The sequence below is a fragment of the Streptomyces sp. NPDC101490 genome (assembly GCF_044767145.1).
Lineage (GTDB): Bacteria > Actinomycetota > Actinomycetes > Streptomycetales > Streptomycetaceae > Streptomyces.
Map to the genome: position 1 here is coordinate 140,896 of NZ_JBIWNI010000012.1, position 19,609 is coordinate 160,504.

At 74.5% G+C, this 19,609-nt stretch carries 16 protein-coding genes; 7 read left to right on the plus strand and 9 right to left on the minus strand.

Annotated features, from left to right (window positions below; translation table 11 throughout):
• Positions 1 to 73: 73 nt before the first annotated feature.
• Positions 74 to 1,249, minus strand: a complete 1,176-nt coding sequence (gene mycP, locus ACIRQY_RS22160; RefSeq protein WP_403928198.1) for a type VII secretion-associated serine protease mycosin — start codon at positions 1,247 to 1,249, stop codon at positions 74 to 76.
• Positions 1,246 to 2,034, minus strand: a complete 789-nt coding sequence (locus tag ACIRQY_RS22165) for a hypothetical protein (RefSeq protein WP_403928201.1) — start codon at positions 2,032 to 2,034, stop codon at positions 1,246 to 1,248. The genes mycP and ACIRQY_RS22165 overlap by 4 nt, the downstream gene beginning before the upstream one ends.
• 1,180 nt (positions 2,035 to 3,214) lie before the next feature.
• Here ACIRQY_RS22165 and ACIRQY_RS22170 point away from each other — a divergent pair.
• Positions 3,215 to 4,417, plus strand: coding sequence for an amino acid deaminase/aldolase (locus ACIRQY_RS22170; RefSeq protein WP_351792171.1), 1,203 nt, complete (start codon positions 3,215 to 3,217; stop codon positions 4,415 to 4,417).
• An 88-nt stretch (positions 4,418 to 4,505) separates the two neighbouring features.
• On the opposite strand, the gene ACIRQY_RS22175 is transcribed toward ACIRQY_RS22170, so the two are convergent.
• From ACIRQY_RS22175 to ACIRQY_RS22185, 3 genes are read right to left on the minus strand one after another with little or no spacing between them, the layout of a single operon-like run.
• On the minus strand, positions 4,506 to 5,291 hold the full coding sequence (locus ACIRQY_RS22175; RefSeq protein WP_384859069.1) for a 3-oxoacyl-ACP reductase: 786 nt from the start codon (positions 5,289 to 5,291) through the stop codon (positions 4,506 to 4,508).
• 5 nt (positions 5,292 to 5,296) lie between these two features.
• Positions 5,297 to 6,652, minus strand: a complete 1,356-nt coding sequence (locus ACIRQY_RS22180; protein WP_403928205.1) for an aldehyde dehydrogenase family protein — start codon at positions 6,650 to 6,652, stop codon at positions 5,297 to 5,299.
• Positions 6,653 to 6,684: 32 nt separating this feature from the next.
• Positions 6,685 to 8,049: a glutamine synthetase family protein gene (locus ACIRQY_RS22185; protein ID WP_351792179.1), complete on the minus strand. Its 1,365-nt coding sequence runs from the start codon at positions 8,047 to 8,049 to the stop codon at positions 6,685 to 6,687.
• An 89-nt stretch (positions 8,050 to 8,138) separates the two neighbouring features.
• On the opposite strand from ACIRQY_RS22185, the gene ACIRQY_RS22190 reads away from it, so the two are divergent.
• From ACIRQY_RS22190 to ACIRQY_RS22200, 3 genes are all read left to right on the plus strand, one after another.
• A complete protein-coding gene (locus tag ACIRQY_RS22190; RefSeq protein ID WP_366442384.1) occupies positions 8,139 to 8,867 on the plus strand; it encodes an FCD domain-containing protein in 729 nt (242 codons plus the stop codon).
• A 314-nt stretch (positions 8,868 to 9,181) separates the two neighbouring features.
• Positions 9,182 to 10,639 carry an ethanolamine permease gene (gene eat / locus ACIRQY_RS22195; protein ID WP_351792185.1) on the plus strand — a complete coding sequence of 486 codons (1,458 nt, stop codon included), beginning with the start codon at positions 9,182 to 9,184 and terminating at the stop codon, positions 10,637 to 10,639.
• Between the two features lie 65 nt (positions 10,640 to 10,704).
• Positions 10,705 to 11,394, plus strand: coding sequence for a gamma-glutamyl-gamma-aminobutyrate hydrolase family protein (locus ACIRQY_RS22200; RefSeq protein WP_351792188.1), 690 nt, complete (start codon positions 10,705 to 10,707; stop codon positions 11,392 to 11,394).
• 162 nt (positions 11,395 to 11,556) lie between these two features.
• Here ACIRQY_RS22200 and ACIRQY_RS22205 read toward each other — a convergent pair whose 3' ends face one another.
• Positions 11,557 to 13,011, minus strand: a complete 1,455-nt coding sequence (locus tag ACIRQY_RS22205) for a purine-cytosine permease family protein (RefSeq protein ID WP_403928208.1) — start codon at positions 13,009 to 13,011, stop codon at positions 11,557 to 11,559.
• Positions 13,012 to 13,080: 69 nt separating this feature from the next.
• On the opposite strand from ACIRQY_RS22205, the gene ACIRQY_RS22210 reads away from it, so the two are divergent.
• Both ACIRQY_RS22210 and ACIRQY_RS22215 read left to right on the plus strand, forming a co-directional pair.
• Complete coding sequence (locus ACIRQY_RS22210; RefSeq protein ID WP_403928210.1) at positions 13,081 to 13,737, plus strand: TetR/AcrR family transcriptional regulator; 657 nt, start codon at positions 13,081 to 13,083, stop codon at positions 13,735 to 13,737.
• Between the two features lie 156 nt (positions 13,738 to 13,893).
• Positions 13,894 to 15,522: an amidohydrolase gene (locus tag ACIRQY_RS22215; RefSeq protein WP_403928212.1), complete on the plus strand. Its 1,629-nt coding sequence runs from the start codon at positions 13,894 to 13,896 to the stop codon at positions 15,520 to 15,522.
• A 217-nt stretch (positions 15,523 to 15,739) separates the two neighbouring features.
• On the opposite strand, the gene ACIRQY_RS22220 is transcribed toward ACIRQY_RS22215, so the two are convergent.
• Complete coding sequence (locus ACIRQY_RS22220; protein ID WP_403928214.1) at positions 15,740 to 16,774, minus strand: LysR family transcriptional regulator; 1,035 nt, start codon at positions 16,772 to 16,774, stop codon at positions 15,740 to 15,742.
• Positions 16,775 to 16,928: 154 nt separating this feature from the next.
• Between ACIRQY_RS22220 and ACIRQY_RS22225 the strand changes: the two genes are divergently transcribed.
• Positions 16,929 to 18,098 (plus strand): TDT family transporter, encoded by a 1,170-nt coding sequence (locus ACIRQY_RS22225; protein ID WP_403928216.1) that lies wholly within the window; start codon positions 16,929 to 16,931, stop codon positions 18,096 to 18,098.
• Here ACIRQY_RS22225 and ACIRQY_RS22230 read toward each other — a convergent pair.
• Positions 18,025 to 18,741, minus strand: a complete 717-nt coding sequence (locus ACIRQY_RS22230; protein ID WP_403928219.1) for a helical backbone metal receptor — start codon at positions 18,739 to 18,741, stop codon at positions 18,025 to 18,027. The genes ACIRQY_RS22225 and ACIRQY_RS22230 overlap by 74 nt on opposite strands.
• 258 nt (positions 18,742 to 18,999) lie before the next feature.
• Positions 19,000 to 19,551, minus strand: a complete 552-nt coding sequence (locus tag ACIRQY_RS22235) for a cupin domain-containing protein (protein ID WP_351792207.1) — start codon at positions 19,549 to 19,551, stop codon at positions 19,000 to 19,002.
• Positions 19,552 to 19,609: the final 58 nt, after the last annotated feature.

Sequence of the window (19,609 nt, forward strand, 5' to 3'; positions counted from 1 at the left end):
GGCCGCCGGGTCATGGCCTCCGGCGTGCGCTGCGGGCGATCGGTCCCGGGCCGCCGGTCTCCGGCGGAAGTCCTCAGGCGGTCGTGCGGCCGGTGCGGCGCAGCAGCACGGCGGTCAGGAGCAGGAGGACGCCGAGGCCCCCGGCCAGCGGGGCGAGCAGACCGACCGGGTCGTCCTCCTCGGCGGCGGGCAGCGGTCCCGGGCCGAAGTGGCGGCCCGGGTAGCCGGCGGTCACGGCCTTGGGGTCGCCGCCCTCGATCTTCGCGCCCGCGGTGATGGCGGCGGCCGGGTCGACGGTCCCGTACCCCTTGGAGTCGCTCCGGCCGCCCTTCGGGCGGTCCCGGGCGGTGTCGACGAGCAGCCTCTTGATCTGTGCCGGGGTGAGGTCGGGGTGGGCGGCGCGGACGAGGGCGACGGCTCCGGAGACGAACGCGGCGGCGGCGCTGGTCCCCCAGCCCTCGTAGTAGCGCTGGTCGGGGTCCGCGATGGCGATGTCCACGCCGGGGGCGCTGACGGTGGCGTACCAGCGGCGGGTGGAGAAGGAGGCGTGGGTGCCGTAGCGGTCGACGGCGGTGACGGCGATGACACCGGGGTAGGCGGCCGGGTAGGAGATGTGGTCGCCCTTCTCGCCGCCGTTGCCCGCCGAGGCGACCACGGAGACGCCCTTGGCCAGGGCGTACTGGACGGCGGCGTCCTCGCCCGCGTCGGCGTGGGCGGACTCGGAGTCGTCGCCGAGGGAGAGGTTGATGACGTCCGCGCCGTGGTCGGCGGCCCAGCGGATGCCTTCGGCGAGGGCGGTGCCCCGGGTCTTGCGGGCCTTGTCGCGGGCCTTGTCGGTGCCTTCGAGGATGACCCGTACGGGGAGGATCCTGGCCTCGGGGGCGATGCCGAGGACCCCGTCCCCGCGGCCGGGGCCGTGTCCGTGACCGGCGATGATGCCCGCCATGGCGGTGCCGTGCCGGGCCCAGGCGCGGTCGCCCCGGGAGGCGCCGAAGCCGACCAGGTCATGGCCGGGCAGCACCGAGCCGGTCAGGTCGGGGTGTTCGGCGTCGACCCCGGTGTCGAGGACGGCGACGGTGATGCCCCCGCCCTGGGTGGTGCGCCAGGCCTCCTCGGTGTGGAGGGCTTCGAGCCCCCACTGGCGGGCCCGGATGGAGTCGGCGTACGCGGGCGTGGTGAGGGCGGGCAGGACGCAGAAGGCGGCGGCGAGCAGGACGGCGGGGGCGCGGAGGCGGGCGGCGCGGATCACCGGGCGTTCTCCTTCGCCGCGGCGGTGGCGGTGGTGCGCAGCAGCTTCTCGAAGCGGAGGGTGATGCCCTTGGCCTCGTGGCCGAGGCCGGACTGGGCGGTGGCGTCGGTACGGCCCGGGGCCATGGCACCGGCGGCGGACTGGGGGCGGGCGACGGGGCGGCCGTCGGCGAAGCCGGAGACGGCGGTGACGACGACGGGGAGGTCGGCGGGGGCGTTCAGCCACCAGCTGGCGCGCTGGGGGGCGCCGAAGCGGGCCGCGACGGTGCCGGGGCCGGAGAGGGCGGGCGGGACGTCCTGGCCGAGGCGGGTGGTGAGGCCGGGGCCCAGCGTGCGCTGCGCGGCGGGCTCCGCGCGGGTGAAGACGAGGCCGACGGTGATGACGCCGCTGGCGGTGGCGTCGGTGTAGGTGGCGCGCAGCACCCGCTCGCAGCCGAACGGCCGGAGGGTGGCGAGCAGGCCCCGGGCGAGGACGGCGGGCGAGCAGGGGGCGTCCGGGGCGACGACGATCCTGGTCCAGGTGCGGGCGGAGCCGCCGGGCCCGGCGCCGGGCCCGGCGAGGGTGCGGGGGAAGAGGGTGTCCACCGGGGCGTTGTGCCACAGCTCCTCGGCCTCGGCGTACCCGACCGGTTCGGCGGGGGCGCCGGGCTCGTTGGCGGCGAGCCAGGTTCCGGCGAGGGCCCCGCCGATGAGCCCGACGCCGAGCACGGCGCAGGCGACGACCGCCACGGTCCGCCCGGCCTTCCGCTCCCGCTGGGGGGTGGGGGCGAGGTAGGTGGGGGGCACGTGGTTGCTGGGGGCTACGGGGGTGTTGTGAGCCGGGTGAGCGTCGTGGCTGGCGTGGCTGGCATGGACTTGGGGACCAGTGGGACCAGTGGGTGTTCCGTGGCTGGTGGGGCTTTCGTGACCAGTGGGACCCGAGTGGCCTGTGTGGGGGCCCTGGCCGATGTGAGTCCCCGGAGCAGCGTCCTGACCGTGTCCGTACGGGAAAGGGGACGGGCGCCCGGGAAGGACGGGACCGGGTACGGGCAGGGGCCGGGGAGCGGTGGGGGCCGGGGCCGCACCGGACGGGGGCGGGGAGGGCCGCGCGGCCCAGGGACCGGAAGGCGCGGGACCGGAAGGCCGGGAAGGCGCGGGACCGGAAGGCGCTGGGGTCCGGGAGAGCGCGGTGCCGGAGGCCCCGGCGGTCGCGGGGGACGGCGGGACGGCGGGTGCGGTGTGCGGCCGGGGCGGGACGGCGGGCCGTACGGGCACGGGGCCGCCCCGAAGGTCGCCGGACTCGACGGCCGCGTCGGTGCGGGGCTCTACGGGCGCGGGGGCGCCACCGTTCGGAGCGGGGCGACCGGCGGCGGGGGGCCGCGCCGGGGCGGGGCCGACCGGTGTCCGCGAGGGCGCGGAGGGCGGAGGAGACTGTTCCGGGGGCGGGCCTGCCGGGGGCTCCGTGGGGGCGACGCCGACGGGAGCCGGTACCGGGGGCGAGCCCGGAGAGAGCTGCGCCGGGGCGGAACCGGTGAAGGGCCGCGCCGGGGCGGGGCCGGGGGGAGCCGGTGCCGGGCCGGTGCCGGGAGAGGCCGGGGCGGAACCGAGGGGATCCCGTGTCGCGGCGGAGGCGGTGGAAGCCCGTTCCGGGGACGTGCTCGGGGACGCCTGCGCCGGGGGCTTCGTCGGGCCGGGGCGGGCGGGACCCGGGGCCGGGCGGGTGGGGCCGGGGGGCTTCGTCCGGGCGTCCGGTGCCGTCGGGCGATCGGCGGGGCGGACCGCGCGGAGCCGGGCGGTCGTCTCCGTTTCGGCCGGTTCCGGGGCGGGGAGCAGCGCGTCCGTGATGCGGGAGGGCGTGGGGCGGTGCTCGCCGGTCATGCCCGTCCCCCTGCTGGTGTCGACAATGCCCGTCACTCTACGGGCTGTTCCCCCTGGTGCGGGAACCCAGGGGCTACCCACCCGTAAACCTGTCTGGCAAGCTCGGGCCATGACTCCCCGTGCCGCCGACCGGGCCCGCTACGACCGGGCCACCGCTCATCTCGACGCGCCCGTGGCGATCGTCGATCTGGAGGCCTTCGACGCGAACGCGGAGGACCTCGTACGACGGGCCGGGGGCAAGCCGGTCCGGGTGGCGAGCAAGTCCGTGCGGTGCCGGGCGCTGCTGGAGCGGGTGCTCGCGCGGGAGGGTTTCGCGGGCATCATGTCGTTCACCCTGGACGAGTCGTTGTGGCTGGCCCGAGCCGGTTTCGAGGACGTGCTGCTCGCGTACCCGTCGGCGGACCGGGCGGGTTTCGGGGAGCTGGCGCGCGATCCGAAGCTGGCCGCCGCCGTGACCGTGATGGTCGACGACGTGGCGCAGCTCGATCTGGTCGACGCGTCCCGGGCGGGCGGTGCGGAGGAGGTCCGGGTCTGTCTGGAGCTGGACACCGCGCTGAGCCTGCTGGGCGGCCGGATCAGGGTCGGGGCCCGTCGTTCCCCGCTGCGGGAGCCCGCCGAACTGGCGGAGCTGGCCCGTTCGGTGGTCCGGCGGCCGGGTTTCCGGCTGGTCGGGATCATGGCGTACGAGGGGCATGTGGCGGGGGTCGGGGACGCGGTCGCGGGGCGTCCGCTGCGGTCGCGGGCGATCCGGCTGATGCAGTCGGCGGCGCGCCGGGAGCTGGCGGAGCGCCGGGCGGCGGTGGTGCGGGCCGTGCGGGCGGTGGCGCCGGACCTGGAGTTCGTGAACGGCGGCGGCACGGGCAGTGTGCAGCACACGGCGGCGGAGGACGCGGTGACGGAGATCGCGGCGGGTTCGGGGCTGTTCGTGCCGAGGCTGTTCGACAACTACACCTCGTTCAGCGGGCGTCCGGCGGCGCTCTTCGCGCAGCCCGTGGTGCGGCGGCCGGGGGTCGGGGTGGTGACCGTCCTCGGGGGCGGCTATCCGGCGTCCGGGGTGGCCGGGGCGGACCGGCTGCCGGTGCCGTATCTGCCGGAGGGGCTGCGCTACGACCCGCAGGAGGGGCCGGGCGAGGTGCAGACGCCGCTGCTCGGTTCGCCCGCGGACGATCTGCGGATCGGCGACAAGGTGTGGTTCCGGCACGCGAAGGCCGGTGAGCTGTGCGAGCGGTTCGACAGTCTGCGGCTCGTGGAGGGCGACCGGGTCACGGCGACCGTGCCGACGTACCGGGGCGAGGGCCGCACGTTCCTCTAGGGCCCGGTCCTCCGCGCCGGTCCGGCCGCCGGGTGTCCGGCGGCCGGTGGGGCATGTGGGGCTGAACGGACTGGTGGGTCCGGTGGGCCTAGAGGGGTGTCACGTACGCGCCGGAGAGGCCGCCGTCCACGAGGAAGTCGCTCGCGTTGACGAAGGAGGAGTCGTCGCTCGCGAGGAAGGCGACGGCGGCGGCGATCTCCTCCGGTTCGGCGAAGCGGCCGACGGGGATGTGGACGAGGCGCCGGGCGGCGCGCTCGGGGTCCTTGGCGAACAGTTCCTGGAGCAGGGGCGTGTTGACGGGGCCCGGGCAGAGGGCGTTGACGCGGATGCCCTCGCGGGCGAACTGGACGCCGAGTTCGCGGGACATGGCGAGGACGCCGCCCTTGGAGGCGGTGTAGGAGATCTGGCTGGTGGCCGCTCCCATGAGGGCGACGAAGGAGGCGGTGTTGATGATGGAGCCCTTGCCCTGGCGGCGCATGTAGGGGAGGGCCGCCTTGCAGCAGAGGTAGACGGAGGTGAGGTTGACGTCCTGGACCCGCTTCCAGGCCTCCAGGCCGGTCTCCAGGATGGAGTCGTCGTCGGGGGGCGAGATGCCCGCGTTGTTGAAGGCGACGTCGACGGAGCCATAGGTCTCGAAGGCGGTCCTGAACAGGGCTTCGACCTGTTCGGGGTCGGTGACGTCGACCTGGACGAAGAGGCCTCCGACCTCTTCCGCGGCGGCCTTGCCCGCCGTCTCGTCGATGTCGCCGCACACGACGTGGGCGCCTTCGGAGGCGAGCCGGCGGGCGGTGGCCAGACCGATGCCGCTGCCCGCTCCGGTGATGACGGCGGTACGGCCGGCCAGGCGGCGGCAGATGATCTCTTCGGTGGTCATACGGTTCAGGCCTCCGTGCTGATGAAGACGTTCTTGGTTTCGGTGAAGGCGGTCAGGGCGTCGGGGCCGAGTTCGCGGCCGAGGCCGGACTGCTGGTAGCCGCCGAACGGGGTCCAGTAGCGGACGCTGGAGTGGGAGTTGACGGAGAGGTTCCCGGCCCGGACCGCGCGGGAGACGCGCAGGGCACGGCCGATGTCCCGGGTCCAGATCGAGCCGGAGAGGCCGTACTCGGTGGCGTTGGCGAGGCGGACCGCGTCGGCCTCGTCGTCGAAGGGGAGGACGACGGCGACGGGTCCGAAGATCTCCTCGACGGCGTGGGGGGCGTCGGCGGGCACGTCGGTGAGGACGGTCGGCGGGAACCAGAAGCCGGGGCCCTCGGGGGCCTTGCCCCGGATGCCGGGGAGCTCGTCGGGGACGTAGGAGCGGACGCGGTCGAGCTGGGCGCGGGAGATGAGCGGGCCCATCCGGGTGCGTTCGTCGCTGGGGTCGCCGACGGTGATCTCCTCGATCGCGGGGGCGAGGAGGGCGAGGAAGCGGTCGTGGACGCTCCGCTCGACCAGGATGCGGGTGCGGGCGCAGCAGTCCTGGCCGCTGTTGTCGAGGAAGGACATCGGGGCCGCGGCGGCGGCGGCCTCCAGGTCGGAGTCGGCGAAGACGATGTTGGGGCTCTTGCCGCCGAGTTCGAGGGTGAGCCGTTTCACCTGGTCGGCGCAGGCGGCCATGAGGGACTTGCCGACCTTGGTGGAGCCGGTGAAGACGATCTTGGCGACGCCGGGGTGGGTGACGAGCGCGTGGCCGGTGACGGGGCCGTGGCCGGGGAGGACCTGGAAGAGCCCTTCGGGGAGGCCCGCCTCCAGGGCGAGCTCGGCGAGGCGGAGCGCGGTGAGCGGGGTGGTCTCGGCGGGCTTGAGGAGGACGGCGTTGCCCGCGGCGAGGGCGGGGGCGGTGGCCCAGGCGGCGATCGGCATGGGGAAGTTCCAGGGCGCGATGACGCCGACGACCCCGAGGGGTTCGAGGATCGTGATGTCGAGGCCGCCCGCGACCGGGATCTGGCGTCCGTTGAGGCGTTCCACTCCCCCGGCCGCGTAGTCGAGCAGGTCGCGGACGTTGCCCGCCTCCCAGCGGGCGTTGCCGATGGTGTGTCCTGCCTCGGTGACCTCCAGGCGGGCGAGTTCCTCGACGTGGGCGTCGACGACGGCGGCGAAGCGCCGGAGCAGCCGGGCCCGGTCGGCGGGGGCGGCGGCGGCCCAGCCGCGCTGGGCGGCGGCGGCCCGGGTGACGGCGGCGTCGACGTCGGCGGGGGTGGCGGCGGGGACGGTGGCGACCGTCTCCTCGGTCGCCGGGTTCAGTACCTGGAGCACTGCGTTCCTCTCCGGTGTCACGGGTGGGTTCCTCACAGGCGTTCGAAGGAGCGGCGGAGTTCCCAGTCGGTCACGGCGGCGTCGAAGGCGTCGAGTTCGACGCGGGCCATGGTGCGGTAGTGGGCGACGACCTCGTCGCCGAAGGCGGCCTTGGCGATCTCGCTGGTCTCCCAGAGTTCGGCGGCCTCGCGCAGGGTGCGGGGGACATGCGCGTAGTCGGCGGTGTAGGCGTTGCCGGTGCAGGGCGGGGGGAGTTCGAGGCGCTGCTCGATGCCGTGGAGACCGGCGGCGACCAGTCCGGCGACGGCGAGGTAGGGGTTGACGTCGCCGCCGGGCAGCCGGTTCTCGAAACGGGTGGAGCGGCCGTGGCCGACGATCCGGAGCGAGCAGGTGCGGTTGTCGTGGCCCCAGGCGACGGCGGTGGGCGCGAAGGAGCCGGGCTGGAACCGCTTGTAGGAGTTGATGTTGGGGGCGTAGAGGAGGGAGAAGTCGCGGAGGGCGGCGAGCTGTCCGGCGAGGAAGTGGCGCATGGTCGCGGACATGCCGTGTTCGTCGTCCCCCGCCATGACGTTGTCGCCGTCGGCGTCCTGGAGGGAGAGGTGGATGTGGCAGGAGTTGCCCTCGCGCTCGTTGTACTTCGCCATGAAGGTGAGCGAGTGGCCCTCCTGGGCGGCGATCTCCTTGGCGCCCGTCTTGTAGACGGCGTGCTGGTCGCAGGTGACGAGGGCTTCGTCGTACTTGAAGGCGATCTCGTGCTGGCCGGGGTTGCACTCGCCTTTGGCGGACTCGACGGTGAGTCCGGCGGCGGTCATCTCGTTGCGGATGCGGCGCAGGAGGGGCTCGATGCGTCCGGTGCCGAGGACGGAGTAGTCGATGTTGTACTGGTTGGCGGGGGTGAGGCCCCGGTAGTTCGCGTCCCAGGCCTCTTCGTAGCTGTCCTTGAAGACGATGAACTCGAGCTCGGTGCCGACGTGGGCGGTGAGGCCGTGTTCCGCGAGGCGCTCCAGCTGGCGGCGGAGGATCTGGCGGGGGGCGGCGACGACGGGGGTGCCGTCGCTCCAGGCGAGGTCCGCGGTCACCATGGCCGTGGCGTCGTTCCAGGGGAGGCGGCGGAGGGTGGTGAGGTCGGGGCGCATCGCGAAGTCGCCGTAGCCGCGGTCCCAGGAGGACATGGCGTAGCCGTCGACGGTGTTCATCTCGGTGTCGACGGCGAGGAGGTAGTTGCAGCCCTCGGTTCCGTGGTCGAGCACCTCGTCCAGGAAGAACGGGGCGGCGAACCGCTTGCCCTGGAGGCGCCCCTGCATGTCGGGGAAGGCCAGGACGACGGTGTCGATCTCGCCGCTCGCGACGAGGGCCCTGAGCTCCTCGACACCGAGCGGGGGTGTGCGGTCTGCCACGGGATTGCTCCTCCTTCGGCCTGCCGGAAGCCATAAGGTATTGGGTGAGACCATTACTTGGGAAGTGTGGGAGAAGGGGAAACGCGAAGGTGGCCAGTACGAGTGAATCGGCGGACCGGCTGACGCCCGTGCTGCGGCCGGTGCGGGCGGGCAACGGCTTCGAGGAGGCCCTGGAGCAGATCCTCCAGGTGGTACGGCTCGGCCTGGTGCCCGGCGGGGAACGGCTGCCCGCCGAGCGGGAGCTGGCGGACCGGATGGGGATCAGCCGGGTGACGCTCCGCGAGGTCCTGAAGGTCCTCCAGGAGCAGGGGCTGGTGGAGAGCAGACGCGGCCGGTACGGCGGGACGTTCGTGCTCGCGCGCGCCCGGACGGCCGACGAGGGCGAGCTGCGCCGCCGGATCGCCTCGGTCGACATGGAGGACACCCTCCGCTTCCGTGAAGTCCTGGAGGTGGGCGCGGCGGGGCTGTGCGCGGCCCACGGGCTCGACGCGGCGGGCGCCGGGCGGCTGCGGGCCGCGCTCGCGGCGACCCATGACGCGCCGCTGGCCGACTACCGCCGCCAGGACACCCTGCTGCATCTCACGCTCGCCGAGCTGTCCGGCTCGCCGACGCTCACCGCCCGGTACGCGGCCGTCCGGGCGACCGTGAACGACCTGCTCGACTGCATCCCGCTGCTGGTGCGGAACCTGGAGCACTCCCAGCACCAGCACACCGCCGCGGTCGAGGCGGTGCTCGACGGGGACGCGGACGCGGCGCGCGAGGTGATGCGGGAGCACTGCTCGGGCACGGCGGCGCTGCTGCGGGGCTTCCTGACCTGACCCCGGCCCGAACCCCGGCCCCGCACCCCCACCCTGAACTCCGGCCCTGCACCCCCGCCCTGGACTCCGGCCCTGGACTCCGGCCCTGCCCCTGCCCCCACCCGACTCCCGACCCTGTCCCGACCCTGCCCCGACCGGGCATCGGGCCGGACCCGGCCCCGCGCGGACCACGAGGACCGCGAGGCGCGCCGCGGACCCGGCCCGTGTCACCCGAAAGTGGCGCACGGGGCTTGCGCTCCCCCGGCGGCCGACGCAAAGGTATGCCTCCAATCCATTGGGATCCATTGGGCCCGTTACGGGGAGCTGACGCTGCCATGACGCTCGACGAAACCTCCGGGAGCACGACCGGAAGCACGGCACCGCCGCAGGACGAGTACCTGGCCCGCCGGGCGCTGCGGCGCGGCAGCGCGGGCTGGCTGCTGCTCACCGGGCTCGGCGTCGCCTATGTCGTCTCCGGGGACTTCTCCGGCTGGAACATCGGTCTGTCGAAGGGCGGTTTCGGGGGTCTCGCCGTCGCCACCGTCCTGATGGGCGCGATGTACGCCTGTCTGGTCTTCGCGCTGGCCGAGCTCTCCGCCATCCTGCCCACCGCGGGCGGCGGTTACGGCTTCGCCCGGCGGGCGCTCGGCACCTGGGGCGGGTTCCTCACCGGGACCGCGATCCTCATCGAGTACATCCTGGCGCCCGCCGCGATCTCGATCTTCATCGGTGACTACGTCGAGTCCCTCGGCCTCTTCGGTCTGGAGTCCGGCTGGCCGGTCCAGCTGGTGTGCTTCGCGCTGTTCATCGGCATCCATCTGTGGGGCGTGGGCGAGGCCCTGCGGTTCAGTCTGGTCGTGACGGCGATCGCGGTGGCGGCGCTGGTCGTCTTCGCGCTCGGCGCCCTCACCGACTTCCGTCTCGACGGGCTGAACGACATCCCGGTGGACGAGGGGGCGTTCGGCGCGAACTCCTGGCTGCCGTTCGGACTCCTCGGGATCTGGGCCGCTTTCCCCTTCGGCATGTGGTTCTTCCTGGGCGTGGAGGGCGTGCCGCTCGCCGCCGAGGAGGCGAAGGACCCGGTGCGGTCGATGCCGAGGGCGCTGGCCACGGCCATGGGCGTCCTGGTGCTGCTCGCGGTCGTGACCTTCCTCGCCGCGACGGGCGCGCGCGGCGCGGCGGCGGTACAGGACGCGGGCAATCCGCTGGTGGTGGCGCTCCAGGGGGACGGGGAGCCGACCGCGCTCAGCCGCTTCGTGAACTACGCGGGCCTCGCCGGTCTCGTGGCGTCGTTCTTCTCCCTCATCTACGCCGGTTCGCGCCAGCTCTTCGCCCTCTCCCGGGCGGGCTACCTGCCCCGGTTCCTCTCCCTGACCAGCCGCCGCAAGTCGCCGTACCTGGGACTGCTGATCCCCGGCGCGATCGGTTTCGCGCTGGCCGCCGGGACCGGAGACGGGGCCCGGATGCTGAACATCGCGGTGTTCGGCGCCACCATCTCGTACGCCCTGATGGCGCTCTCGCACATCGTGCTGCGGCGCCGCGAGCCGGGGCTGCACCGGCCGTACCGCACGCCCGGCGGGACGGCGACCTCGTCGGTGGCCTTCGTGCTCGCGCTGTCCGCCCTGGTGGCGACCTTCCTGGTGGACCGGACGGCCGCGTTCATGGCGCTCGGGGTGTACGTGATCGCCCTCGCCTACTTCGCGTTCTACAGTCGGCACCGTCTGGTGGCCAAGGCCCCGGAGGAGGAGTTCGCGGCGCTCGCCGCCGCCGAGGCCGAACTCGACCGCGACTGACCCGAGGCCGTACCGCCCGGAGGCCGTACCGGCCCGAGGCCGTCCCGTACCCCTGGAGGAAGCACGTGTCCCAGCCGCTCATCGGCGTCACCACCTATCTGGACCGGGCCCGTTGGGGGGTGTGGGAGATGCGGGCCGCGCTGCTGCCGGAGCGGTACCCCCGGCTCGTCCGGGCCGCCGGGGGCCTGGCGGTGATGCTGCCGCCGGACGTCCCCGGGGCCGCGGCGGCGGTGGTGGCCCGGCTCGACGGCCTCGTGGTCGCGGGCGGGGCGGACGTCGAACCGGTGCGGTACGGGGCCGAGCCCGATCCGCGCACCGGCCCGCCGGCCAGGGAGCGGGACGCCTGGGAGCTGGCCCTGATCGACGCGGCCCTCGCCTCGGGGACCCCGCTGCTCGGCATCTGCCGGGGGATGCAGCTCCTCAACGTGGCCCGGGGCGGCACGCTGACGCAGCACCTGGACGGGCACGCGGAGGCGGTCGGGGTGATCGGGCGGCACACGGTGAAGCCGGTGCCGGGGAGCCTGTACGGCTCGCTGGTGCCGGAGGTCGCCGAGGTGCCTACCTACCACCACCAGGCCGTGGACCGGCTGGGCGCGGGGCTCGCGCCCTCGGCGCACGCGGAGGACGGCACGGTGGAGGCGGTGGAACTGGCCGCCCCCGCCTGGGTCCTCGGTGTGCAGTGGCACCCGGAGCTGGGCGAGGACCCGCGGGTGATGCGGGGCCTGGTCACGGCGGCCTCGGGGGCGGTGCGGTAGCGGCCCGGACGGGGGCGGGACCGTCCGGGCCGGGTGACGCGCGGGCCTTGCGGGCCTTGCGGGCCTTGCGGGCCGGGTGACCTGCCCCGGACGGGTCGCGCGGCCGTGGGCCGTGGGCCTCGCCGGTCGGGTGGCCGAGCCGTACGGCTCAGGTCGTACGGCTCAGGTCGTCGCGCGGGCGGCGCGCAGGGTGGGCTCGCCGCGCATCAGGAGGACGTAGACGACGGCGGAGACCGCCATGCCCACCGGCAGGGAGAGGTCGAGGCCGCCGAGCGCGGCGGCGACCGGGCCCGTGTAGACGGTGTCGACGCAGAGGGCCGCCGTGGTCACGCCCGCGATGACGGCGAGGGCACCGGCGGGGTTGACTCCGGCGGTGTACCAGAAGGGGCCGGAGCGGGTCTCGTCGGAGAGCGCGGCACCGTCGTAGCGGCCCCGGCGGAGCAGGATGTCGGTGGCGTACACCGTCATCAGGGGGCCGCTCAGCACGGTGATCACCTGGAGGGCGTTGCTGACGGTGTCCAGGAAGTCGGAGACGAGCAGCCCGTACAGGGTGAGGGCGACGGCCACGGTCCCGTCGAAGAGGACGCTGACGGAGCGGCGGACGCGGAGGCCGACGGCCTGGAGGGCGAGTCCCGCGCTGTACGCGGTCAGGGCGTTGATGGCGATGGTGCCGAGGACCAGGGCGAGCAGGAAGACCGGTGCGAACCAGCCGGGCAGGATCTCCTGGAGTCCGGTCTGCGGGTCGCTCATGTCGACGACGGTGGCCGCCAGGGCGCCGAGGGAACAGACGACGACACTGGGCAGGAAGGCGCCGAGCGCGGTCCAGCCGACGATCGCCCGCTTCGACGCGGTCCGGGGCAGATAGCGGGAGAAGTCCGCGCTCGTCGTGTACGAGAGGGGGCCCGAGGCGATCATCGTGACGCCGCCGAGGAGCAGGGCCCAGAGGGCGGTCCCGGAGACCCGTCCGGCGGGGGCGTACGAGAAGTCGGCGTGCCGCAGGACCGCGAACGCGACGACCGTGAACGCCCCGGCGAGGACCAGGGTGATCGGCAGGTACAACCTGATGATCAGACCGTGCCCGTAGACGCTGATGACGAGGGTCAGCGCGGCGATGACCACGATCACGGCCGTCTTCACGGGGGTGGTGGCCGTGACACCGGTCTTCTCGACCAGCGCGAAGGCGGCGGTCGCCGCGGCGGCGAGGTTGAGGGCGAAGTAGCAGACGGAGACGAGCCAGCCGCCTATCGCGTTGTTCACGCGGTTGCCGAGGACGCCGTAGACCGCCCGGGTGATCACTTCGCTGGGGGCGCCCGCGGCCGGGCCCGAGGTGGCGAGCAGGCCCGTGAGCAGCCAGAAGAGATTGCCCACGACGATCACGGCGAGGGCCTGCCAGAGGCTGAGCCCCATCAGGACGAGGGTGCCGCCGATGACGAGGCTGAGGTAGTTGACGTTCGCCGCCGCCCAGACCGGGAACAGCTCACGGGGGTGTCCGTGGCGTTCGGAGTCGGGGATGCGGTCGATGCCGTGGGCCTCGATCCGGCCGGGCCGGCCGGCGGCGGACGGATCGACCGGAGCGCCCTGGCTGCGTGGGAGCGGATCGGGGATCGTGGAAGCCATGCGGCCCTCCGGGTGCGTGTGGTGCCCACCTTGTTGCTTATTGGTCGCACACTCAATAGCATCCCGGGTATGCCGTCAAGCGTTCCGCAGAAGAGAGTTCGGAAATCCCCCGAGGCCCGTCGGGCCGAGATCGTGGAGACCGCCGCACGCGTGGCCCTCACCGAGGGGCTCGAATGCGTGACCCTGCGGCGGACGGCCGAGGAGCTGTCCGTCCGGCCCGGTCTGATCAGCCATTACTTCCCCTCGGTGGAGGAGCTGGTGGGCGAGGCGTTCAGCGTGGCCGCCACCGGAGAACTCAACGCCCTGCTGCCCGCCGAACGCCCCCACGGGACCCCCGCGCAGTACCTCGCGCGCTACTTCGCCCTCTCGGGCGGCGAGGCGTACGACGACATCAGCCGCCTCTGGATCAACGCCCGGCACCTCAGCCGCTACCGGCCGGTCCTGCGCACCCGGGTCACCGAACAGGAACTCGCCTCCGACGACCGGCTCGAACAGCTCATCCGCGAGGGCGTCGCACTCGGCGAGTTCCACACCGACGACCCGCGCACCACCGCCATCAAGATCCTGGTGGTGCTCGACGGCCTCGGCGCCCACGCCAACACCGACCGGACCGACCGGCCGGACGCCGTGGCCCGGCTGCCCGTCACCACGGCGGAACAGGCCCTGGGCCTGCCGCACGGCACGCTCACCGATCTGGCGCTGCCGGAGGAGCCCCCGACGGCCTGACCTGGCCTGGCCCCATCCCCTCCCCTTCCCTCCTCCGTATGCCTCTCCCGGTGTTCCGGCTCGGCCGCCCCGTCCCTCCGGTCCGGCCGCTCCCTCCGCCTTCCGGCTCGCCCCGATCCTCTGAGAACGTCCCCGCGTCCCCCTCCTGGAGTACTCGTGCGCACTCGACTCGTCCTGCTCTCCGCCCGTCTGCTCGACCCCGGCACAGGAGCGGTCCTGCCGGAGACCGCGCTCGCCGTCTCCGACGACGGCCGGATCGCCGCCCTCGGCGACGACCGCGGGATCCGCGCGCTCGCGGACCCCGCGACCACCGTCGTCGACCTCGGGGGAGCCGTGGTCACCCCCGGGCTCGTCGACGGACACCTCCACCCGGTGACGGGCGCCGAGCTCACCCACGGCCTGGACCTGTCGTACTGCGCCGACCTCGACGACGTCCGCGAGGCCCTCGCCCGGGAGGTGCGGAAACTCGGCCGGGGCGACTGGCTCTTCGGCTGGGGCCTCGACCCGAACGTCTTCGGCGGCGGGCCCGTCGGCATCGCCCCCTTCGACGCCGTCCTCGACGGCGTACCGGCCTTCCTGCTGCTCTTCGACGCCCACTCGGCGCTCGCCAGCCGCCGCGCCCTCGAACTCGCCGGGGTCGACGGCCCCCGCACCTTCGACCAGGCGTCCGCCGAGGTCGTCTGCGACACCGACGGACGCCCCACCGGACTGCTCCAGGAGGACGCGGCCTGCGAACTCGTCGAGCGGATCGCTCCGCGCCCCACCCCCGAGGAGAGCCGGGAGCGGCTCGCGGCGGCCCTGCGGTCCATGGCCGCGGCCGGACTCACCGGCGGCCACGCCATGGACGCCAACGGCGAGAGCCTCGCGCTGTACGGACAGCTCGACGCGGCCGGCGAACTGCCGCTGCGGCTCCGGGTGGCGCCCTGGTGCCAGCCCGGCACGGACACCGACGGGGTACGGGCCCTCATCGAGCAGCAGGGCACGGGCGGGGACCTGTGGCGGGTCACGGGCGTGAAGCTCTTCATGGACGGGACCATCGACAACGGCACCGCGTGGCTGGAACGCCCCGACTGCCACGGCGAGTCCACGCACGCGTTCTGGCCCGACCCGGCCGCGTACACCCGTGTCATCGGGGAGCTGCACCGGGCGGGCGTACCGACCGCGACCCACGCCATCGGCGACGCGGCCGTCCGGCACGCGCTGGACGCCGTGGAGCAGGCCCGCGCGAGCGACGGCGGGACGGTACGGCACCGGATCGAGCACATCGAGACCGTGCCCGACGACACCCTGCGCCGCTTCGCCGAACTGGGCGTCCTCGCCTCCATGCAGCCCACCCACTGCTGCGACTTCACCCGCGCCGACCACACCGACAACTGGTCCCGCCGCCTCGGCGAGGAGCGGGCCTCGCACGCGTGGCGCTGCCGTGACCTGGCCGACTCCGGGGCCACCGTGGTCCTCGGCTCCGACTGGCCCATCGCGCCGTTCCCGCCGCTGGCCGTGATGGCCGGGGCACGGCACCGGCGCCCGAGCCGCGACCTCAGCCGTCCGCCGCACGGCCCCGAGCAGGCGCTGACACCTCTGGAGGCGCTGCGGGGCATGACGACGGCACCGGCGTACGCGGCGGGCGAGGAGGCGACGGCAGGCGGGCTCGCGGTGGGCCACCGCGCCGACCTCACGGTCTTCGCGGACAACCCGCTCACCACGGCGGCCACGGACCTGCCGGAGCTGCCGGTACTGCTCACGGTCCTGGACGGCCGGATCACGCACCGGGCGCGGGAGATCTGAGAGGGCCTTCCCGGACCGTGCGTCCACGGGAAGCACGGTCCGGGAAGGGGAGCACGGTCCAGGGAGGGAAAACGATCCGGAGGGGGAACGGTCCAGGAAGGGGAAACGGTCCAGGGAGGGGAAACGGTCCGGAGGGGGAACGGTCCGGAGGCGGTGCGGCGGGGCTGGTCCCTCCCCGGGAAACCCCTCAGCCTCTCGGGGAGGCCCCGCCAGCCCGTCAGCCCGTCGGCCTGGCCCGGGTCAGGGACAGGAGGTCGCGGGCCGGGCCGGTGGGGCGGTGGCCCGTCGGCCAGACCGCGCGGAGGTCACGGCTCAGCCGGACCCCTTCGACGGGGACGGCGACCAGACGGCGGGAGGCCAGTTCCTCGGCGACCGCCAGTTCGCTGAGGACGGCGGGCCCCGCACCGCTGACCGCCGCCGCCTTCACCGCCGTGGTGGAGGCCAGTTCCAGGAGCGGGCGCGCCAGACCGCCGTGGGCGGACAGCGCCGCGTCCAGGACCTGCCGGGTGCCCGAGCCGCGCTCCCGCAGGACCAGCGGGGTCGCGGCCAGTTCCGCGGGCAGCAGCGGACCGCGCCGACGGGCCCACGGGTGCGAGGGGGCGGTCACCACCGCGAGCCGGTCGTGGGCGACGACCACCCCGTCCAGGCCCTCGGGGACGGCGAGCCCCTCGACGAAGCCGATGTCCGCCTCGTTCCCGAGGAGCCGTTCCGCGACCACCGCCGAGTTCCCGGCCTGGAGCGACACCGCCGTGTCGGGCCGCTCGGCGCGCAGGGCGATCAGCCAGCCCGGCAGCAGGTACTCCGCGATCGTCATGGACGCGGCCACCCGCAGCCGGGAGTCCCTTCGCCCGCGCAGGGCCTGGGCGCCCGCGTCGAACGCCTCCGCCGCCTCGACGATCCGGCGCGCCCAGTCGGTGACGAGGGCGCCCGCGTCGGTGAGCCGTGAGCCGCGCGGCGAGCGGTCCACCAGGGCGACGCCGAGCTGCCGTTCCATCGAGCGGATGCGGCTGCTCGCGGCGGGCTGGGTGATGCCGACCTCGCGGGCCGCGGCGCCGAGGCTCCCGTGCCGGGCGACGGCGAGGAGCAGTTCGAGCGCGCCGAGGTCCGGGACCCGGTGGTGGAGCTGGGGCCCGGCCCCCTCGTCGTGGGCTCCGCCGTACGTCCCGGCCCGCCGGTCGGCGGCCCGCGCCCCGGCCGTCCCCCCGGAGGGCGTCTCCATGGCGGCCGCCTCCTTGGCGGGCGTCCCTGTCATGGGCGTCCCTGCCCTGGGCACCCCCGTGAGGGGCGTCCCGCCGTCGTGCGTTCCGTCGCTCCGCGTCTCCCCGTTCGCACTCATAAAGCCAGCTTATGGCGTCATAGCCGCATGATCCCTGGTGGGGGCGGTGGAAGGGGGCGACGGTGGAGACATGGCAAGCCTCGCACCCTCCCGTCCCGCCCTCCCCGCCGTCCACGGCGCCCGGCCCACCGCGTCCCCCGCCCGTTCCGTCCGGCACCTCGGCCCGAACTGGTACGCCTCCGTGATGGGCACGGCCATCGTGGCCAACGCGGGCGCCGGACTCCCGGCCGCCGGTCCCGGTCTCCGTACGGCCTGCGCGGCGGTCTGGGCGCTCTCCCTCGCGATGCTGCTCGTCCTCCTCGCCGCCCGCGCGACCCACTGGGTCCGCCACCGCGACCAGGCCCGCGCCCATCTCCTCGACCCGGCGATGGCCCCCTTCTACGGCTGCCTCTCGATGGCGCTGCTCGCGGTCGGCGGCGGCGCGATGATCGTGGGCCGGGACTGGATAGGGCTCCCGGCGGCCGTGGCCCTCGACACCGTCCTGTTCACCGTGGGGACGGCCGTCGGACTGGCGGCGGCGGTGGCGGTGCCGTACCTGATGGTGGTGCACCACCGGATCGAGAGCGCGTCCCCGGTGTGGCTGCTGCCGGTCGTCGCGCCGATGGTCTCCGCCGCCCTCGGCCCGCTGCTCGTGCCCCATCTGCCGGCCGGGCAGGCCCAGCAGACCCTGCTGATCGCCTGCTGGGCGATGTTCGGCGTCAGTCTGCTCGCGACCCTCGTCATGCTGCCGCTGGTGTTCGGCCGTCTGGTGACCGGCGGGCCGCTGCCGCTCGCGCTGACCCCCACGCTCTTCCTGGTCCTCGGCCCCCTCGGCCAGTCGACGACCGCCGCGAACAAGTTCGCCGACGTCGCCCCGGGCGTGCTGCCCGCCCCGTACGCGCAGGGCTTCGCCTCCTTCGCCGTCCTCTACGGCGTGCCCGTGATGGGCTTCGCGCTGCTGTGGCTCGCGCTGTCCTCGGCGATGGTGCTGCGGGCGCGGCGGCAGGGCATGGGCTTCGCGATGACGTTCTGGGCGTTCACCTTCCCCCTCGGTACCTGTGTGACCGGCGCCGAGGGACTCGCCCAGCACACCGGGCTCGCCGCCTTCCGGTGGCTGGCCGTCGGCCTGTACGTGCTCCTCGTCGCCGCGTGGCTGCTGGCCGGGACGCACACCCTGCGCGGGCTCGTCAGCGGCGCGCTGCCCGCAGGGCCCGCGCCAGCTCTCCCGGAGCCTCGGCCAGTGACGGCCCGTACCAGGTGAGCATCCGTCCGTCGACGAGCGCGGCAGGGGTCCCGGGGAAGGCCTCGGGGCCGTCCTCGCGGGTGAAGCGGTAGGGCTCGTCGGGCAGGACGACGAGGTCGGGGGCGGTGGCACGGAGCGCGTCGAGCGGGACCTGCGGATAGCGCTCGGGGTGGTCGGCGTACAGGTTCCGCACGCCGAGCCGGGCGAGCAGGTCACCGGCGAAGGTGTCACGGCCGAGGACCATCCAGGGCCGTCGCCAGACCGGGACGACGGCGGTGCGCGGCTCCTCCGGGACGACGGCGGCCCAGGCGGCCGCGGCCTCGTCCAGCCAGCGGGGCGACCGGGGCGAGCCGCAGGCGGCGAGGACGCGGGCGAGTTCGTCCAGGGCATGGGCGAGGGTCCGGATCTCGGTGACGAGGACATCGGTGCCCGCCGCCCGCAGCGCGGCGAGGTCGGGGGCGCGGTTCTCCTCCTCGTTGGCGAGGACGAGGTCGGGGCGGAGGGCGAGGATCGCGGGGACGTCGGGGTTCTTGGTGCCACCGACGCGGGCGACGTCGAGTCCGGCGGGCCGGACGCACCAGTCGGTGGCCCCGACGAGGACCCCGGGCACGGTGACGGCGACGGCCTCGGTCAGCGAGGGCACGAGGGAGACGACCCTCATGACGTCCCCCGTGGTGCCCCTGAGGGCGAGACGATGCCGGAGGAGACGATCCGGGGGGAGACGATCTCGGGGGAGACGGTCCTGGGTGAGGTCGTCCTCATGACGTCGTCCCGCGGCGTCCGCGCGAGGGAACGGCCCGGACGGCCTTCACGGCGTCCCCGGGGTGCCTCTCGACGGTCCGGCCGGTCCGGTCGGTCCGACCGCCGGGTGCCTTCGCCCGGTCCCTGCCCCTCCCTCGGCCCCGGCCCCGGCCCCGGATCACTCCTCCTCGGCCTCGACGTGTTCGGCGATCGCCACGACGAGCAGCCGGGTGCCCGGTTCGGTGGCGCGCCAGCGGTGGCGGACCCCGCCGGAGAGGTAGAGGGTGTCGCCGCGGCCCAGCCGGTGGGCGCGGCCCTCGGCCTCGACCTCGGCGGCGCCGTCGGCGACGTAGAGCAGTTCGTCGTTGCGGTGCTGGAACTCGCGGCCCGCGTCCTGTTCCCCGGTGAACTCCAGGGCGTGCAGCTGGTGGCGGCCCCTGACCAGGGACCGGACGCCGGGCGGCAGTGCGGCGGAGCGCTCGTCGGCCCGTACGACGTCGACGGTGCGGGCGGCCTCGGCGGCGGCGAGGAGCGTGCCGGACGTGGTCTCCAGGGCACCGGCGACGAGTTCGAGGGAGCGGCGGCTCGGCCGGGCCCGGTCGTTCTCGACCTGGCTGAGGAAGGGCACGGACAGGCCGCTGCGGGAGGAGACGACGGCCAGGGTGAGCTGGAGCGCTCTGCGTCGCCTCTTGACGGCCGCGCCCACTCGTGGTGATTCCTTCTCGTCCATGTCGGCTCCCTCCCTCGTGCCTCGCGCGTACCCGTACCGGGCGGTTACCTGAACCTTA

Coding starts and splice junctions, on each gene's coding strand:
- ACIRQY_RS22170 (WP_351792171.1), top strand. CDS start 3,215: ATGACTCCCCGTGCCGCCGACCGGGCCCGCTACGACCGGGCCACCGCT.
- ACIRQY_RS22175 (WP_384859069.1), bottom strand. CDS start 5,291: ATGACCACCGAAGAGATCATCTGCCGCCGCCTGGCCGGCCGTACCGCC.
- eat (WP_351792185.1), top strand. CDS start 9,182: ATGACGCTCGACGAAACCTCCGGGAGCACGACCGGAAGCACGGCACCG.
- ACIRQY_RS22205 (WP_403928208.1), bottom strand. CDS start 13,011: ATGGCTTCCACGATCCCCGATCCGCTCCCACGCAGCCAGGGCGCTCCG.
- ACIRQY_RS22210 (WP_403928210.1), top strand. CDS start 13,081: ATGCCGTCAAGCGTTCCGCAGAAGAGAGTTCGGAAATCCCCCGAGGCC.
- ACIRQY_RS22220 (WP_403928214.1), bottom strand. CDS start 16,774: ATGACAGGGACGCCCGCCAAGGAGGCGGCCGCCATGGAGACGCCCTCC.
- ACIRQY_RS22225 (WP_403928216.1), top strand. CDS start 16,929: ATGGCAAGCCTCGCACCCTCCCGTCCCGCCCTCCCCGCCGTCCACGGC.
- ACIRQY_RS22230 (WP_403928219.1), bottom strand. CDS start 18,741: ATGAGGGTCGTCTCCCTCGTGCCCTCGCTGACCGAGGCCGTCGCCGTC.
- ACIRQY_RS22235 (WP_351792207.1), bottom strand. CDS start 19,551: ATGGACGAGAAGGAATCACCACGAGTGGGCGCGGCCGTCAAGAGGCGA.